Origin of the sequence: Mycolicibacterium sp. MU0050, from assembly GCF_963378085.1 — a bacterium.
Taxonomy (GTDB): domain Bacteria; phylum Actinomycetota; class Actinomycetes; order Mycobacteriales; family Mycobacteriaceae; genus Mycobacterium; species Mycobacterium wendilense.
Genome location: NZ_OY726395.1, coordinates 3,557,348 through 3,573,148, shown reverse-complemented (window position 1 = coordinate 3,573,148; position 15,801 = coordinate 3,557,348). Strand labels below are relative to the sequence as shown.

General features: G+C 68.7%; 17 protein-coding genes. 12 read left to right on the top strand and 5 right to left on the bottom strand.

From position 1 onward, the window contains the following. Positions 1-2 precede the first annotated feature (2 nt). The 6 genes from R2K23_RS16985 (at position 3) to R2K23_RS16960 (ending at position 4,567) form a co-directional block, all read left to right on the top strand. Entirely contained in the window at positions 3-1,244 is a 1,242-nt protein-coding gene (locus tag R2K23_RS16985) for an alkane 1-monooxygenase (protein WP_316510735.1), read from the top strand. Beyond that, positions 1,241-1,414, top strand: coding sequence for a rubredoxin (locus R2K23_RS16980; RefSeq protein ID WP_316510734.1), 174 nt, complete (start codon positions 1,241-1,243; stop codon positions 1,412-1,414). The genes R2K23_RS16985 and R2K23_RS16980 overlap by 4 nt, the downstream gene beginning before the upstream one ends. Next, the gene (locus tag R2K23_RS16975) at positions 1,411-1,596 is read left to right on the top strand and encodes a rubredoxin (protein ID WP_316510733.1); all 186 of its coding nucleotides are present in this window, start codon (positions 1,411-1,413) and stop codon (positions 1,594-1,596) included. Before R2K23_RS16980 ends, R2K23_RS16975 begins: the two co-directional genes overlap by 4 nt. Positions 1,597-1,631: 35 nt before the next feature. Continuing rightward, positions 1,632-2,288: a TetR family transcriptional regulator AlkX gene (alkX, locus tag R2K23_RS16970; protein ID WP_396893623.1), complete on the top strand. Its 657-nt coding sequence runs from the start codon at positions 1,632-1,634 to the stop codon at positions 2,286-2,288. A gap of 79 nt (positions 2,289-2,367) precedes the next feature. Continuing rightward, positions 2,368-3,822, top strand: a complete 1,455-nt coding sequence (gene ahcY, locus R2K23_RS16965; RefSeq protein WP_316510731.1) for an adenosylhomocysteinase — start codon at positions 2,368-2,370, stop codon at positions 3,820-3,822. Between the two features lie 130 nt (positions 3,823-3,952). Further along, the gene (locus R2K23_RS16960) at positions 3,953-4,567 is read left to right on the top strand and encodes a PepSY domain-containing protein (RefSeq protein ID WP_316510730.1); all 615 of its coding nucleotides are present in this window, start codon (positions 3,953-3,955) and stop codon (positions 4,565-4,567) included. A gap of 132 nt (positions 4,568-4,699) precedes the next feature. Here the strand turns inward: R2K23_RS16960 and R2K23_RS16955 are convergent, their stop codons facing one another. Further along, positions 4,700-5,626 carry a carbon-nitrogen hydrolase family protein gene (locus R2K23_RS16955; protein WP_316510729.1) on the bottom strand — a complete coding sequence of 309 codons (927 nt, stop codon included), beginning with the start codon at positions 5,624-5,626 and terminating at the stop codon, positions 4,700-4,702. Between the two features lie 70 nt (positions 5,627-5,696). On the opposite strand from R2K23_RS16955, the gene R2K23_RS16950 reads away from it, so the two are divergent. After that, a complete protein-coding gene (locus tag R2K23_RS16950; RefSeq protein WP_316510728.1) occupies positions 5,697-6,329 on the top strand; it encodes a dTMP kinase in 633 nt (210 codons plus the stop codon). 172 nt (positions 6,330-6,501) lie between these two features. Here the strand turns inward: R2K23_RS16950 and R2K23_RS16945 are convergent, their stop codons facing one another. From R2K23_RS16945 to R2K23_RS16930, 4 genes are all read right to left on the bottom strand, one after another. Next, positions 6,502-8,049, bottom strand: a complete 1,548-nt coding sequence (locus tag R2K23_RS16945) for an IS1182 family transposase (protein ID WP_316510727.1) — start codon at positions 8,047-8,049, stop codon at positions 6,502-6,504. A gap of 65 nt (positions 8,050-8,114) precedes the next feature. Continuing rightward, positions 8,115-8,438, bottom strand: a complete 324-nt coding sequence (locus tag R2K23_RS16940) for a WXG100 family type VII secretion target (protein ID WP_316510726.1) — start codon at positions 8,436-8,438, stop codon at positions 8,115-8,117. A gap of 95 nt (positions 8,439-8,533) precedes the next feature. Further along, the gene (locus R2K23_RS16935) at positions 8,534-9,064 is read right to left on the bottom strand and encodes a VOC family protein (RefSeq protein WP_316510725.1); all 531 of its coding nucleotides are present in this window, start codon (positions 9,062-9,064) and stop codon (positions 8,534-8,536) included. Then, on the bottom strand, positions 9,061-9,687 hold the full coding sequence (locus tag R2K23_RS16930) for a hypothetical protein (RefSeq protein WP_316510724.1): 627 nt from the start codon (positions 9,685-9,687) through the stop codon (positions 9,061-9,063). Before R2K23_RS16930 ends, R2K23_RS16935 begins: the two co-directional genes overlap by 4 nt. 275 nt (positions 9,688-9,962) lie before the next feature. Between R2K23_RS16930 and mtrA the strand changes: the two genes are divergently transcribed. The 5 genes from mtrA (at position 9,963) to hpf (ending at position 15,778) form a co-directional block, all read left to right on the top strand. Then, positions 9,963-10,640, top strand: a complete 678-nt coding sequence (gene mtrA, locus R2K23_RS16925; protein ID WP_068245077.1) for a two-component system response regulator MtrA — start codon at positions 9,963-9,965, stop codon at positions 10,638-10,640. A 47-nt stretch (positions 10,641-10,687) separates the two neighbouring features. Next, positions 10,688-12,355 carry an MtrAB system histidine kinase MtrB gene (gene mtrB / locus R2K23_RS16920; RefSeq protein WP_316510723.1) on the top strand — a complete coding sequence of 556 codons (1,668 nt, stop codon included), beginning with the start codon at positions 10,688-10,690 and terminating at the stop codon, positions 12,353-12,355. Then, positions 12,352-14,130 carry an MtrAB system accessory lipoprotein LpqB gene (lpqB, locus tag R2K23_RS16915; protein WP_396892215.1) on the top strand — a complete coding sequence of 593 codons (1,779 nt, stop codon included), beginning with the start codon at positions 12,352-12,354 and terminating at the stop codon, positions 14,128-14,130. The genes mtrB and lpqB overlap by 4 nt, the downstream gene beginning before the upstream one ends. Positions 14,131-14,162: 32 nt before the next feature. Next, positions 14,163-14,798, top strand: coding sequence for a ComF family protein (locus tag R2K23_RS16910; RefSeq protein WP_316510722.1), 636 nt, complete (start codon positions 14,163-14,165; stop codon positions 14,796-14,798). 308 nt (positions 14,799-15,106) lie between these two features. Next, on the top strand, positions 15,107-15,778 hold the full coding sequence (hpf, locus tag R2K23_RS16905; RefSeq protein WP_316510721.1) for a ribosome hibernation-promoting factor, HPF/YfiA family: 672 nt from the start codon (positions 15,107-15,109) through the stop codon (positions 15,776-15,778). The last annotated feature ends 23 nt before the right edge of the window (positions 15,779-15,801 follow it).

Below are 15,801 nucleotides of genomic sequence, written 5' to 3'. Positions count from 1 at the left end.
CGGTGACTTCACTGGAGGAAACGACGCTCGCCAGCGGCGAGCAGTGGCGCGACAGGAAGCGCTACCTGTGGCTGATGGGTCTGATCGTGCCCACCGCGCTGTTCGTCATGCTGCCGGTGGTGTGGGCGCTGAACACCGCGGGCTGGCACACCGCGGCGCAGATCCCGTTCTGGATCGGCCCGATCCTGCTGTACATCGTGCTGCCGCTGCTGGACCTGCGGTTCGGGCCCGACGGGCAGAACGCGCCCGACGAGGTGATGGAGCGCCTCGAGAACGACCGGTACTACCGGTACTGCACCTACCTCTACATCCCGTTCCAGTACGCCAGCGTGATCGTGGGCGCCTACCTGTTCACCGCGTCGGACCTGAGTTGGCTGGGCTTCGACGGCGCGCTGGGCTGGCCGGCCAAGATCGGCCTGGCGCTGTCGATCGGCGTGCTCGGCGGCGTGGGCATCAACACCGCGCACGAACTGGGCCACAAGAAGGCTTCCCTGGAGCGCTGGCTGGCCAAGATCACCCTGGCGCAGACCTGGTACGGGCACTTCTACATCGAGCACAACCGCGGCCACCACGTGCGGGTCGCCACGCCCGAGGACCCGGCGTCGGGCCGGTTCGGCGAGACGTTCTGGGAGTTCCTGCCGCGCAGCGTGTGGGGCGGGCTGAAGTCGTCCTGGCAGCTGGAGGCCGCCCGTCTGCGGCGTGGCGGGCGCAGCCCGTGGGATCCGAGAACGTATCCGTCCAACGACGTGCTCAACGCCTGGGCGATGTCGGCGGTGTTCTGGGGCGTGCTGATCGCGGTGTTCGGCGTCGGGCTGGTCCCGTACATGGTGATCTCGGCGGTGTTCGGGTTCAGCCTGTTGGAGGCGGTCAACTACCTCGAGCATTACGGCCTGCTGCGGCAGAAGACCGCCAGCGGCCGGTACGAGCGGTGCGGCCCGCAGCACAGCTGGAACTCCGACCACATCGTCACCAACCTGTTCCTGTACCACCTGCAGCGGCACAGCGACCACCACGCCAACCCGACGCGGCGCTACCAGACGCTGCGCAGCATGGCCGAGGCGCCGAACCTGCCCAGCGGCTACGCGTCCCTGATCGGGCTGACCTACTTCCCGCCGCTGTGGCGCAAGCTGATGGATCACCGGGTGCTCGAGCACTACGACGGCGACATCAGCCGGGTGAACATCCATCCCCGGGTGCGCGACAAGGTGCTGGCCCGGTACGGCTCGACGGAGGCCTCGGCATGAGCAGCTACCGCTGTCCGATCTGCGACTACGTCTACGACGAGGCCAAGGGCGCCGCGCGGGAGGGGTTCCCGCCCGGCACCGGCTGGGATCAGATTCCCGACGACTGGTGCTGCCCGGACTGCGGGGTGCGCGAGAAGATCGACTTCGAACCGGTAGGAGTGCCCTCATGAGTGCGGCGTACAAGCTCTTCGTCTGTGTGCAGTGCGGGTTCGAGTACGACGAGGCCAAGGGCTGGCCGGAGGACGGCATCGCCCCGGGCACCCGCTGGGAGGACATCCCCGACGACTGGAGCTGCCCGGACTGCGGCGCCGCGAAATCCGACTTCGAGATGGTGGAAGTCGTCCGGCCGTGACCGCGGCGGCACCGAGCGCAGCCGCCGGAGGCGTTATTGTCGCGCGTGTGAGTAGCACGCAGCAGCCGGCGGGTCGACGGAGCGCCTCGGCGCGGATTCCCTACGCCGAGGCCTCCCGGGGGCTACTGCGCGAAATGGTGCTCGACGCCATGCGCGACCTGCTGCTCACCAAGGACTGGTCGTCGGTCACGCTCTCCGATGTGGCCAAGGCGGCCGGGGTGAGCCGGCAGACCATCTACAACGAATTCGGGTCGCGGCAGGGCCTGGCCCAGGGGTACGCGCTGCGGTTGGCCGACCGCCTGGTGGCCGCCGTCGGCGACGCGATCGACAACAACGTCGGCCAGATGTATCCGGCGTTCCTGGAGGGGTTCCGGTCGTTCTTCACCGAGTCGGCCGCCGACCCGCTGGTGATCTCGCTGCTGACCGGCGTCGCCAAGCCGGACCTGCTGCAGCTGATCACCACCGACAGTGCGCCGATCATCTCCCGCGCCTCGGCCAAGCTCACCGAGTCGTTCATGAACAGCTGGGTGTCGGCCAGCGAGGAGGACGCCGGGGTGCTGGCCCGGGCCATCGTCCGGCTGGCCATGAGCTATGTCTCGATGCCCCCGGAGGCCGACCACGACGTCGCGGGAGATCTCGCGAGGCTCATGACGCCGTTCGCCGAGCGGTACGGTGAGATCCAGACCGACTGATCCGCCGGGGAGTCCTTCCCGGCGGCCGTCTACCGTGTGGACGGGCTAACCCACTGGACCGCGAAGGAAGCTATTTCGAATGACGCTGACCGCCGATAGCAGCAACGGCATCGACTACAAGGTCGCAGACCTGTCCCTGGCCGAGTTCGGCCGCAAGGAGATCCGCCTGGCCGAGCACGAGATGCCCGGCCTGATGGCCCTGCGTCGGGAGTACGCCGAGGTGGCGCCGCTCAAGGGCGCGCGCATCTCGGGCTCGCTGCACATGACCGTGCAGACCGCGGTGCTCATCGAGACCCTGACGGCGCTGGGCGCCGAGGTGCGCTGGGCGAGCTGCAACATCTTCTCGACCCAGGACCACGCGGCGGCGGCAGTGGTGGTCGGGCCGCACGGCACCCCGGAGAAGCCCGAGGGCACCCCGGTCTTCGCGTGGAAGGGCGAGACGCTCGAGGAGTACTGGTGGGCGGCCGAGCAGATGCTGACCTGGCCGGGCGAGCCCGCGAACATGATCCTCGACGACGGCGGCGACGCCACCATGATGGTGCTGCGCGGCGCGCAGTACGAGAAGGCCGGCGTGGTGCCGCCTGCCGAGGACGACGACCCGGCCGAGTGGAAGGTGTTCCTCGGCGTCCTGCGGGAGCGGTTCGAGTCCGACAAGACCAAGTGGACCACCATCGCCGAGTCGGTCAAGGGTGTCACCGAGGAGACCACCACCGGTGTGCTGCGGCTCTACCAGTTCGCCGCCGCCGGCGAGCTGTCCTTCCCGGCCATCAACGTCAACGACTCGGTCACCAAGAGCAAGTTCGACAACAAGTACGGCACCCGGCACTCGCTGATCGACGGCATCAACCGCGGCACCGACGTGCTGATCGGCGGAAAGAAGGTGCTGATCTGCGGCTACGGCGACGTCGGCAAGGGTTGCGCCGAATCGCTGGCCGGCCAGGGCGCCCGCGTCCAGGTCACCGAGATCGACCCCATCAACGCGCTGCAGGCGCTGATGGACGGGTTCGACGTCGTCACGGTGGAGGGTGCGATCGGCGACGCCGACATCGTCATCACCTCGACCGGCAACAAGGACATCATCACCCTCGACCACATGAAGGCGATGAAGGACAAGGCCATCCTGGGCAACATCGGCCACTTCGACAACGAGATCGACATGGCCGCCTTGGAGCGCTCGGGCGCGACCCGGATCAACATCAAGCCGCAGGTCGACGAATGGCAGTTCGACGGCGGCAAGTCGATCATCGTGCTCTCGGAGGGCCGTCTGCTCAACCTGGGCAACGCCACCGGCCACCCGTCGTTCGTGATGAGCAACAGCTTCTCCAACCAGGTGATCGCCCAGATCGAGCTGTGGACCAAGAACGACGAGTACGACAATGAGGTGTACCGGCTGGCCAAGCACCTCGACGAGAAGGTCGCCCGGATCCACGTGGAGGCCCTCGGCGGCGAGCTCACCAAGCTCACCAAGGAGCAGGCCGAGTACATCGGCGTCGACGTCGAAGGTCCCTACAAGCCCGACCACTACCGCTACTGATCCAACGCGCGTAGACCGCATCGGAATCGCCCGAATCCCGCGAGGATTCGGGCGATTCTGATTGTGGGGTGTGAGGTGACGCCGCGGCGGGTACCTGACGGGCATCACGACTCAGCGTTGGGAGCGCATCATGATGCATTGGGGACGTCCGGCGGGCCTGGGCCTGCTCGCCGCCGCACTGGTGTTGAGCGGCTGTTCGAGTGACACCGAGAGTCAGCCGGCCACCGACACCGCCGCCGAGACCACCAAGACCACCGAGACCGCGGGGGCGGCCGAGGCCACCACGTCGCCTGCCCCGGGCGCGCCCGCCTCGCAGCACGCCGGCAAGGGCATGCCCGCCGAGGCGGTGGAACGGGCCCTGCAGGCCGCGGGGGCAGCCGTGCCGAACGGTCGACCGTTCGACCTGGAAGTCGAATCCCGGGACGAGCAACGGGTTTTCGTCATCGACGTGGCCTCCGACGGCAACGAGTTCGAGGTGCGGGTCAGCGCGGACGGCAACGAGGTCGTCGGGCAGCGCCAAGACGATGATCCCGGCGACGGCGTGGCCAAGGTTCAGGAGGCGCAGGTCGATGCGGTCCGGGCCATGCAGACGGCGTTGGAGCGCGAACCGGACGCCGCCGTCAGCGACATCCAGATCGACAACGAGCGCGACGCCATCGTGTGGCAGATCGAGCTGGTGCGTCCCGACGGCTCAGAGGTCGAGATCGACGTCGACGCGCGCAGCGGCGCCATCGTGGGGGGTTGAGCCGCCTGACGATTCCCCGACGCGCGCCGCGATGATCTTGTCAGCGTGGCGCGATGGGCCGGGCGCTGCGTCGAGGGGTTGTCTCGCCGACCGGTTCAACGGAATCCCCACCGCGCCGAACTGCGGGACGTATTAGCGGGGTGCGCGTGCCACCTCGCGCCGGTACCACCGCCGGCCGTGCCAGCGTTGGTAGTGCCAGACCACGCTGGGCAATGGTCCGCGCGGGTGCAGCCAGTACCGGTCCGGTACGTCGAGTAGTGGTGTGACGCGGCCGATTTCGATCTCCGCGTACACGATTCCCTGGCCCTCATCGGGCCCGCGCTCGGCGAGGATGTTGCCTGCCGCATCGACGATCATGGTGGAGCCTTCGAACCGGCCGCGGTACTTCAGGGGCAGCCACGGCATGGCGCAGGTGAGATCCCCGGCGTGCGCGGCGTGGACGACGGGAGCCCCGACGTACTTCGCGAAGGCTGGGGTCACCGCCCGGGCCGTCGCGGCGTTCCGGTGCTCCCACCGGTCGAACACCACCCGCGGTGGCCACGGCGGGATCGACCACCAGCCGGACCCGGTCATCACCAGATCGACCCGGGACCGCAGCCGCGTGGCGGTCTGGCTGCGCATCAACTCCCAGCACACCGCCGCGCCGAGTTGGTACTCGCCGGTCGACAGCACGCCGTCGTCGTGACCGCCGGTGTAGAAGCAGTTCTCCCACATGGTGGGTAGGTCTTTGTCGTGCCGCCCGACAACGCCCTCTGGGGTGGCGGCGAGGTAGGCGTTGCGCACGTGCCCGTCGGCGTCTCGACACAGGAACGACCCACCGACCAGCGCCCGGTGCCGTCGGGCGAGCGTGGTGAGCAGGGTGGTGGCCGCGCCGTCCGGGGGCAGCGCGGCATCGACAAGCGAGTCGTCGAAGCCGATGCCGGTGGTGAAGAACTCGGGCAACGCGATGATCCGTGCCCCGGCGCGCCCGGCCTCGTCGGCCAGCGTTTCGCAGGCCGCCAAGTTGGCGGGAACGTCGCCGAGGACCGCTTCGAGTTGAACAGCTGCTGCGAGCACCATGATCGCCACGCTACTGCGCGCCGATTCACGGGCGCCGGGAGCGGCGGCCGCGGCCCGCTAGGCTCGCCCCGTGCTCATCGTGATCGAAGGTCTGGACGGGGCGGGCAAGCGGACGTTGACCGAGGGCCTGCGTGCCGAGTTCGTGGGCGCCGGAAAAACGGTCGCCACCTTGGCCTTCCCGCGCTACGGCGCGTCGGTGCACGCGGACCTGGCCGCCGAGGCGCTGCACGGTGAGCACGGCGACCTGGCGGATTCGGTGTATGCCATGGCAACGCTGTTCGCCCTGGACCGGTCCGGCGCCCGCGCCGAGATCGACCGGCTCACCGCGTCCCACGACGTGGTGATCCTGGATCGCTACGTGGCCTCCAACGCGGCCTACAGCGCCGCGCGCCTGCACCAGCGGGCCGACGGCGAGGTGGTCGACTGGGTGTACCGGCTGGAGTTCGAGCGGCTCGGTCTGCCGAAGCCGGATTGTCAACTTCTGCTGGATGTCTCGGTCGAGTTGGCCGGGCAGCGGGCGCGCCGGCGGGCCGTGCACGAGCCGGCGCGCGAACGTGACTCCTACGAACGCGACGGGGCGCTGCAACAGCGGACCGGCGCGGTCTACGCCGAATTGGCGGCGGCGAACTGGGCCGGGCGCTGGCTGACGCTGGGACCGCGGAGCGCGCCGGCGGACGTGGTGGCGGCGCTGCCCTTGAAGTGACGCCGTGCGCTAGGAGTCTGCTGAATTAGGGGTGTTTGGGGTGGGGTGCCTCGAAGCGCTGTGTGGCCGGTGGGTTCGGTCGGGTTCGGCGGTCGACTTTTTGTGGGGCCATCGCGGGCCGTGTTGAGCGTGGTGGATGGTGCTTGTGCCCGCAAAGGTCTGGTGGCGGGGGTCAGGCGATGGCCCAGTGGGCACCGGTGTGGGTCAATCCCAGGGTGATCAAGCGTCGCAGGTTCACCGCGGCGGCGCGGTGGTGCAGCCAGTGATCGTTCTTGGTGACGCCGCGGTAGCGGACTTTACGGTTGCCTCGAGCTAGCCAGGCAATGGTCCGCTCCACCATGGGCCGGTGAGTGCGATATTCGTTGAGCCAGTCCGGGTTTCGCGATTCTTTGCGCGCTGCCCGCTGGAGAGCATCGTAGGGCCGCAGGGTGAGGCTGCGACCGCCGTGACTGGTGGTGCACTGTGCCCGCAATCGGCATCCGCGGCACGCGGCACCGAAGGTGACGCTGCCAGAGGCGGTGATGGGGCGGGTCAGCGCGGCCGGACAGGTTGCCGTCTTGTTGCGGTGATCGATAGCGAAGTCATCGACGGTGAAACCCCCGGCGACCGCCGAGCGCACCGGCGCGGACTTAACCCGATCGACATGCTTGGCCTCGGCCAGATGCGCACGAAATTCGCCGCTGCCGTAGGCCGAATCACCCAGCACCGTCACTGGCGCATCTTCCCCGGCGAGCAGCTGCGCGGCCACTGCCGAGTCGTGGGTGTCGGGGCCGCTGGCCTTGGTCAAAGCGCAGTCGGTGATGATGCCGGTGTCCGGCTCCACCGCGATGTGGGCTTTGAAGCCGTCCTGGCGACGATGCACCGTCTTGTGGGCGTGACGGGCCTCAGGATCGACGGTAGAGATCACCCGATCCGCAGCCACCCGTTGCGCGATACGCCACCGCCCGTCGGTGCCATCAGAATCGTCGACGGGTTCGACATCCTGGCCGGCGATCAACGCCAACAACGCCACCGCCTCGGCAGCGCGGGCGCCGAGTTCCTGCTCGGGCAGATGCCCCAACAGGCGGTGGGCATCGCCGACCAGGGCGTCCACCAACGCTGCACGCGCGGCGGCGTCATCCCAGGTGATCGATGGTTTACCCGGGTCGTCGTAATCATGGGCGCCGCACTGGGCGGCGATGACCTCCCCGGCACCGGGGACCTCGCGACGGACCCGGCGGATCGCCCCGATCAACTGGGTCACGGTGTCCTGGGTGGCCACCGCATCGTCAAGGATCGTCGAATCCAAGGCTCGTCGTGTCTTGCCCGCCAGCGCACCGGTGGCCGCCACGACAGCTTTGACGGCCTCGAAGATGCGGTTCGGGCGGTCCGAGGCCGCCAACCGGCGCCGCCAGTAGGTCAACGTCGTCGAATGGAACGCCCCGGCGGTGATCGGTAGCCCGCACGCGGCTTTCCACCGCAGATCGAAGGTCACCGCATCGACGGTCTCGTTATCGGAGAAACCGTGTAAGGCCTGCAACGTGATCACCGAAGCCATCACCTCGGCCGGCACACTGGGACGTCCCCGCCGCGACGGGAACAGATCGGCGAACATCTCCTCGGGAAACAACTCGCGTCGATGGGCAGCCAGAAACGCGAACACGCTGTCGGACTTCAGAAGATGCCCCGCAACCGATTCGGCATCCAACAACTCACGCTGATCCTCAGAGCGACCCTGCACTCACCAATTGTCCCCAAAACCCCAGCACAACTGGGTCCGCCACGCGGGATTAATTCAGCAGACTCCTAGAGCGGCGCGGGGCCGGGTCGGTGATAGCGCAGTGCCTCGGCGCCTTCCTCGGCGACGGTCGTGTAGTCGCGGGCGGCCTGCCGTAACTTGTCGGCGACCTCGACGAGTTCGGTTTCGGTGCGTTGGGCCTGCCGGTTCACCACATCGATGAAGGCGGCGAAACCCGGCCGGCCCTGTTCCTGCCAGGCGGTGCCGTGTCCGGACAATTCCGCGGCCAGCGCGCGGCGTTCGGCGCCGGCGGTGGTGCCGATCGAATCCAGGAAGTCCGCCGAATAGATGACGTCGGACGTGGTCATCGCCAGCATGTTGGGGTCGCCCATGGTCCCTCCCGAGGTTGCCGTCGATGCGTCAGGTGGCTAGATCCTAAGCGCATTTCGCGCGTCGGGACTGCACCGATTGGCCGGGCCGCGGCCGGTCAGATCAGCGACCGAACCGGGTCGGACCCGTCCCAGCCGATCGAGGCCTCGCGGATCAGGTCGTGGAAGGCGCCGAACTGATGTTCCGTGCCCAGATCGGAGACCTCGAACGCCGAGCCGTCGGTCGCATCCGACTCGAAGTAGGCGAAGCGGGACAGGCCGGCGATCTTGCCCTCGCAGTCCGGCTCGCGTCCGCGGTCGCGTAGGCGGGCGAGGTCGTTGTCGTAGGTCGCCGTCCACGCCGAGATGTGGTGCAGGCCGGGGCCGGTCTCCGTCAGGAAGTGCCGGTAGGGGGAGGGCTCGTCGTTGTGTTGTTCGATCAGCTCGATCTGCAGGTCGCCCAGGTTGCCCAAGGCCACGCTGATGTCGGGGCTGCTCGCACGCCCCCGATAGGTGAAGTAGTCCAGCGGAAGGTGCCGGACAACGAAGAACGGGCCGGCGCCGAGCTTGTCGACCCAGCGTTGCACCGCCTCGTCGAGGTTCGCCACCACCAGGCCGTTCTGCCGGGCCGGTCCGAAGATGATGCTCATACCGGGACACCCGAGCCGCGGGTGGCCGCAGTTTGCGGGGTGCCGTCGTACGCCGGAAGTTCCTGCTGCAACGGCAAGAGCTTCTCGCGGGCTTCGGCGAGGGTGATGAACTCGTCTTCGGCGACCTCCGTCAACTCGGCGAGATCGGCATGCTCGTAGACGTGCTCGCCCATCATTCGGCCGGCTTCGTCATAGGGCCAGTTCATCGCGATGTGCTGGCGGAGGATGTAGAGCTTGTCCGGGTCGGCGTCCCAGCCCTCCGGGACCAGGTGGCCCGGCATGTAGGAGTTGAACCACGCCTCGGAGGCGAATCCCCAGTCGGCGACCGCGAGTCTCTCGTCCTCGACCACCATGACCGTCGCCTCGCGTTCCTCGAGCGAGGAGTAGAAGCCCAGCACTTCCTCCCGGCCCTGGAGGGTCAGGCTCATGCCGTTGGCGTTGAGGTAGTAGACCGGTTCCTCCACGGTCATCTCGGGGGTGAATATGCGTTCCTTGTGCCCGGTGATCTCGAAGATCGCGTGCCGCCGGTAGTTGGCGATGATGCGACGATGCCGCGGGTTGACGAGGGTTTCGAGGTAACGGTCGATGTTGCGGATCTGGGTCGTGATGTCGAGCTTGGCCATGGCGGTACCTCTCTGGCAGGCGCGTCGAAGGGCTGGGTGACTCATGTCGCGCAGGTCAGCGTGTGTGGCGCAGGTTACATTCTGACGCACCGTAGGTCAGAATTGACGTATCGTCAACTATCTGTGTGACCGCGCGGACGGTTTCCGCGCGCGGATCCGATCGCCGTCCGGGGCCCGGACATGGGGCGGTGATACCGCTCGCGGCCTGCGCCAGATGCGAAACGCCCAGCGTCGTAGCGGCGTTTTGTCACGTTTTGGTGACACCATGGACAGTCATGAGGCAAAGAATCCTGGTCGTCGACGACGACGCTTCGTTGGCCGAGATGCTGACCATCGTCCTGCGGAACGAGGGTTTCGACACTGCCGTCATCGGGGATGGCACCCAGGCGCTCACGGCGGTGCGGGAGTTGCGCCCCGATCTGGTCCTGCTGGACCTCATGCTGCCCGGGATGAACGGCATCGACGTCTGCCGCGTACTGCGCGCCGACTCCGGGGTGCCGATCGTGATGCTCACGGCCAAGACCGACACCGTCGACGTGGTGCTCGGGCTCGAGTCGGGGGCCGACGACTACGTCATGAAGCCCTTCAAGCCCAAGGAGTTGGTCGCCCGGGTCCGTGCGCGGCTGCGCCGTAACGAGGACGAGCCGGCCGAGATGCTGTCGATCGGCGACGTGGAGATCGACGTCCCCGCCCACAAGGTCACCCGGCAGGGCGAACAGATCTCGCTGACGCCCCTGGAGTTCGACCTGCTGGTGGCGCTGGCACGGAAACCGCGGCAGGTGTTTACTCGGGATGTGCTGCTCGAACAGGTGTGGGGTTACCGCCATCCCGCCGACACCCGGCTGGTGAATGTGCATGTGCAGCGGTTGCGGGCCAAGGTGGAGAAGGACCCGGAGAACCCGCAGGTGGTGCTGACCGTTCGAGGAGTGGGATACAAGGCCGGACCTCCGTGAGGCGCCGTGAGCCCGCCCGCCGGCGGCGACGGACCTGAGTTCAGCGCATGATCATCGGGCGCTCCAAACGGCGCAGCCGGGGTCGCTGGGGACGGTCGGGTCCGCTGCTGCGCGGGCTGAACGCGTTGAGCCGGGCCGTCGGGGTCGCCTGGCGCCGGTCCCTGCAACTGCGCGTGGTGGTGCTGACGCTCGGGCTGTCGCTGACCGTCATCCTGGTGCTCGGCTTCGTGCTCACCAGCCAGATCACCGACCGGGTGCTCGACGTCAAGGTGCGCGCGGCGACCGAGGAGATCGAGCGGGCCAGCACGGCCGTCGCCGGAATTGTCGGTGGCGAGGAGACCCGCTCGCTGGACAGCAGCCTGCAGTTGGCGCGTAACACCCTGACCTCCCGGGCCGCACCCACCTGGGGCACCGGGCTGGCCGGCACCTTCGATGCGGTGTTGGTGGTGCCGGGCGACGGGCCGCGTGCCGCCACCGCGGCCGGGCCCGTCGACGAGGTGCCCGAGGCGCTGCGCGAGTTCGTCAAGGCGGGGCAGGTCAGCTACCAGTACGCCACCGTGCATACCGAGGGGTTCTCGGGATCGGCGCTGGTCATCGGCTCGCCGACAGCCTCGCGGGTGACCAACCTGGAGCTGTACCTGATCTTCCCGCTGTCCGGCGAGGAGCGCACCATCGCGTTGGTGCGCGGCACCATGGTGACCGGCGGCCTGGTGCTGCTGGTGCTGCTGGCGGGCATCGCCTGGCTGGTGTCGCGGCAGGTGGTGCAGCCGGTGCGATCGGCGTCCCAGATCGCCGAGCGGTTCGCCGAGGGACACCTCACCGAGCGGATGCCCGTGCGCGGCGAGGACGACATGGCCCGCCTGGCGGTGTCGTTCAACGACATGGCCGAAAGCCTCAGCCGCCAGATCACCCAGCTGGAGGAGTTCGGAAACCTGCAGCGGCGCTTCACCTCCGACGTCAGCCACGAGTTGCGCACCCCGCTGACGACGGTGCGGATGGCCGCCGACTTGATCCACGACCAGCGCGAGGAGCTCGACCCGTCGCTGCGGCGCTCCACCGAGCTGATGGTCAACGAACTGGACCGCTTCGAATCGCTGCTCAACGACCTGCTGGAGATTTCCCGGCACGACGCAGGGGTCGCCGAGCTGTCGGTGGAGGCGGTCGACCTGCGTTCGACGGTCAACAGCGCGTTGGACAACGTCGGGCACCTCGCCGACGACGCGGGCATCGAGTTGCTGGTGGACATGCCCGAGGAGGACGTCATCGCCGAGGTCGACCCGCGCCGGGTCGAGCGCATTCTGCGCAACCTCATCGCCAACGCGATCGACCACGCCGAACACAAGCCGGTGCGCATCCGGATGGCCGCCGACGAAGACACGGTCGCGGTGACGGTGCGTGATTATGGTGTGGGTTTGCGTCCGGGTGAGGAGAAGTTGGTGTTCAGTCGGTTCTGGCGGTCGGACCCCGCGCGGGTGCGACGCTCCGGCGGCACCGGCCTGGGGCTGGCGATCAGCATCGAGGACGCTCGGTTGCACCAAGGTCGGCTGGAGGCCTGGGGTGAGCCCGGCAACGGCTCCTGCTTCCGGCTGACGTTGCCGTTGGTGCGCGGGCACAAGGTCACCACGAGTCCGCTGCCGATGAAGCCGGTGGGCGCCGAAAGCCGGGACCGGCAGCGGCCGACCCGGGACCGCGAGCACGCCGGAGAAGGCGTGTGAGCCGCCCGCTGTGCCTGCTGCTCGCGTTGGGTACCGTCGTCGCGGTGCTCGCGGTGCTCGCGGGGTGTGCCGGGGTGCCCAATTCCTCGGCGCCGCAGGCGATCGGGACCGTCGAGCGGCCCGCCCCCCAGGATCTGCCCAAGCCCACCCCCGGGATGGCGCCCGACCAGCTGCTGCGCGAATTCCTCAAGGCGACAGCCGATCCCGGAAACCGGCATCTGGCGGCCCGGCAGTTCCTCACCGAGTCCGCCTCACGCGGGTGGGACGACGCCGGCAGCGCACTGCTCATCGACCGCGTGGTGTTCTCCGAAACCCGCAGTGCGGGCAGGATTTCGGTGCAGATGCAGGCCGACATCCTGGGATCGCTGTCGGACATGGGCGTGTTCGAGACCGCGGAGGGTTCGCTGCCCGACCCGGGGCCCATCGAGTTGGTGAACACCCCCGATGGATGGCGCATCGACAAGTTGCCCAACGGAGTCTTCCTGGACTGGCGGCAGTTCCAGGAGACCTACAAGCGACACCCGCTGTACTTCGTCGACCCGACCGGCAAGACCACGGTGCCCGATCCGCGCTACGTGGCCGTCTACGACCGGGACCAGCTGGCCACCGAACTGGTGTCCAAACTGATCTCCGGGCCGCGCCCCGAGATCGCCAACTCGGTGCGCAACATGCTGGCCGCGCCGCTGCGACTGCGCGGGCCCGTCACCCGTGCCGACGGCGGCAAGACCGGCATCGGCCGCGGGTACGGCGGCGCGCGGATAGAATTGGAGAACCTGCCGAGTTCGGACCCGCAGAGCCGGGCTCTGCTTGCCGCACAGATCATCTGGACGCTGGCCCGCGCCGACGTCCGGGGTCCCTACGTGATCAACGTGGACGGTCTCCCGCTGGACGACAGGTTCGCCGACGGCTGGCAGACCTCCGATGTCGCGGCGACCGACCCGGGTGCGGCCGTCGGGGCCTCGGCCGGCCTGCACGCGCTGGTGGGTGGGTCGCTGATGTTCCTCGACGGGCAGCGCGCCACCCGCGTCGACGGCGCGTTGGGCGAGCTGCCCGATCAGCGCTCGGCCGCGTTGGCGCGCGATGGCAACGGTGTCGCATCGGTGGTGGCCGTGCGGGTCGACACCCCTGAGGTGGCCTCCACGCTCTGGATCGACAGCAACGGCCAGGACGCCGTGGAGGCCCTCAAGGGCCGCACCATCACCCGGCCCACCTGGGCGCTGGACGGTGCGGTGTGGGTGGTGGTCGACGGCAACAATGTGGTGCGGGTGACCCAGGAGGCCGCCACCGGGGCGCCGGCCCGGGTCCCGGTCGACTCGATCGCGGTGGCCACGAAGTTTCCCGGTGACGTCACCGAACTGCAGCTGTCCCGCGACGGCACCCGCGCCGCCCTGGTGGTCGAGGGGCAGGTGATCCTGTCGGCCGTGGAGGAGACCCCGGGCGGGCAGTTCGCCCTGACCTACCCGCGGCGCCTCGGCTTCGGGCTGGGTTCCTCGGTGGTGTCGCTGTCCTGGCGCACCGGCGACGACATCGTCGTCAGTCGCAACGATCCCGCGCACCCGGTGTCCTATGTGAATCTCGACGGGGTGAACTCCGACGGCCCCAGCCGCGGGCTGACGATGCCGGTCGGGACGGTGGTGGCCAACCCGTCGACGGTCTACGTGGCCGATCAAGTGGGCGTCATGCAGCTGTCGGGCTCCGGCGCCGACAACGAGCAGGCCTGGTCGGGCGTGCGCGCCTTCATGGCCCCCGGCGCGGTGCCGGTGCTGCCGGGCTGAGCGGTGTCGGTGGGCGCCCGCACACTGCTGGTGTGCTCGATCTGATCCTGCCGCTGGAATGCGGCGGCTGTGGCGCTGCGGGGACCCGCTGGTGTGCGGCCTGCGCGTCGGCGTTGACGGTGGCTGCCGACCAGCCGCACCTGGTGACGCCGCGCCAGGACCCCGGGGTGCCGGTGTTCGCCCTGGGGCGCTACGCCGGGGCGCGTCGCGCGGCCATCGTCGCGCTGAAGGAGCGGCGGCGCACCGATCTGGCCCCGCCGCTGGCGGCCGCGCTGGGCGTCGGCATCCACCACCTGCTGGGCTGGGGCCTGGTGACGCTGCCGCTGGTGCTGGTGCCCGCGCCCACCCGGCGGTCCTCGGCGCGCCGCCGCGGCGGCGATCCGGTGCTGCGGCTGGCCACCGCCGCGGTGGCCGATCACCCCCGGATCACCGTGGCGCCCGTGCTGCGGATGCGCGCGACGGCGCGCGACTCGGTCGGACTCGACAGCCGCGGCCGCGAACGCAACGTCGCCGGCCGCGTCCGGCTGACCCGCCGCGCGCCCCGCCCGGCGGAGGTTCTGGTCGTCGACGACATCGTCACCACGGGCAGCACGGCGCGCGAATCGGTGCGCGTCCTGCAAACTGCCGGGGCCCGCGTGACGGGTGTGCTCACGCTGGCGCACGCGTGAGTGCGCGCCGGGTTTTCGACGCCTTCTGCGCGCGGATGTAACGCCGGTCGAAAGTTCCGGCAACGGGTCCACCAAAAGGGTGGCACGTTTGGGTGAACTGCGACTACCTTCGGGTGCAACGACCGCAATCCCTTGCGGCGGGCTTCTGACCCGAGGCCCACACCGAAGTGTGGGGCCGAAGCGTGAGGAGGTGAGTTTTCGACCGTAGGCGCCGGTGGATCGAGCGTCGGAAATTCTCACCGCGCATGTTGTGTATCAGCCAGGCACGCTTCTGGCGTGCAAAGCGACACAGAATCGAGTTGTCAAGCATGTCAAGCCAATCCGTGAATTCTGCCCAGACCCTGGTCTCCGAAAAGCCGGAGGCGCGGCCGTCTGGACCGAACGCCGAAGTGGTGGTCAAGGGCCGCAACGTCGAGGTGCCCGACCACTTCCGGAATTATGTCTCGGAGAAACTCGCCCGCTTGGAGCGCTTCGACCGCACCATCTACATGTTCGACGTCGAACTCGACCACGAACGCAACCGCCGTCAGCGTAAGAACTGTCAGCATGTCGAGATCACCGCGCGCGGTCGTGGCCCTGTCGTGCGCGGCGAGGCCTGTGCCGACAGCTTCTACGCGGCGCTGGAATCTGCGACCGCAAAACTCGAGGCCCGGCTACGGCGGCAGAAGGACCGCCGCAAAATCCATTACGGCGACAAGACGCCGCTCTCGCTGGCCGAGGCGACCGCGGTCGTGCCGGAGGCGTTCCTGCCGCCGGCCAAGCCCGTCGAGGCTGTCGAGCCCGCGCCGGAGCCGCACGAACCGGGGCAGGTGGTCCGCGTCAAGGAACACCCCGCCAAACCCATGACGGTCGACGATGCGCTCTACGAGATGGAGCTCGTCGGCCACGACTTCTTCCTGTTCCATGACAAGGAGTCCGACAAGCCGTCGGTGGTCTACCGGCGGCACGCCTTCGATTACGGCCTGATCCGACTGGCCTGACACCGGCGAGTCCGCGGCCCGGG

Coding starts and splice junctions, on each gene's coding strand:
- R2K23_RS16980 (WP_316510734.1), top strand. CDS start 1,241: ATGAGCAGCTACCGCTGTCCGATCTGCGACTACGTCTACGACGAGGCC.
- R2K23_RS16975 (WP_316510733.1), top strand. CDS start 1,411: ATGAGTGCGGCGTACAAGCTCTTCGTCTGTGTGCAGTGCGGGTTCGAG.
- ahcY (WP_316510731.1), top strand. CDS start 2,368: ATGACGCTGACCGCCGATAGCAGCAACGGCATCGACTACAAGGTCGCA.
- R2K23_RS16960 (WP_316510730.1), top strand. CDS start 3,953: ATGATGCATTGGGGACGTCCGGCGGGCCTGGGCCTGCTCGCCGCCGCA.
- R2K23_RS16955 (WP_316510729.1), bottom strand. CDS start 5,626: ATGGTGCTCGCAGCAGCTGTTCAACTCGAAGCGGTCCTCGGCGACGTT.
- R2K23_RS16940 (WP_316510726.1), bottom strand. CDS start 8,438: ATGGGCGACCCCAACATGCTGGCGATGACCACGTCCGACGTCATCTAT.
- R2K23_RS16935 (WP_316510725.1), bottom strand. CDS start 9,064: ATGAGCATCATCTTCGGACCGGCCCGGCAGAACGGCCTGGTGGTGGCG.
- R2K23_RS16930 (WP_316510724.1), bottom strand. CDS start 9,687: ATGGCCAAGCTCGACATCACGACCCAGATCCGCAACATCGACCGTTAC.
- mtrA (WP_068245077.1), top strand. CDS start 9,963: ATGAGGCAAAGAATCCTGGTCGTCGACGACGACGCTTCGTTGGCCGAG.
- mtrB (WP_316510723.1), top strand. CDS start 10,688: ATGATCATCGGGCGCTCCAAACGGCGCAGCCGGGGTCGCTGGGGACGG.
- hpf (WP_316510721.1), top strand. CDS start 15,107: ATGTCAAGCCAATCCGTGAATTCTGCCCAGACCCTGGTCTCCGAAAAG.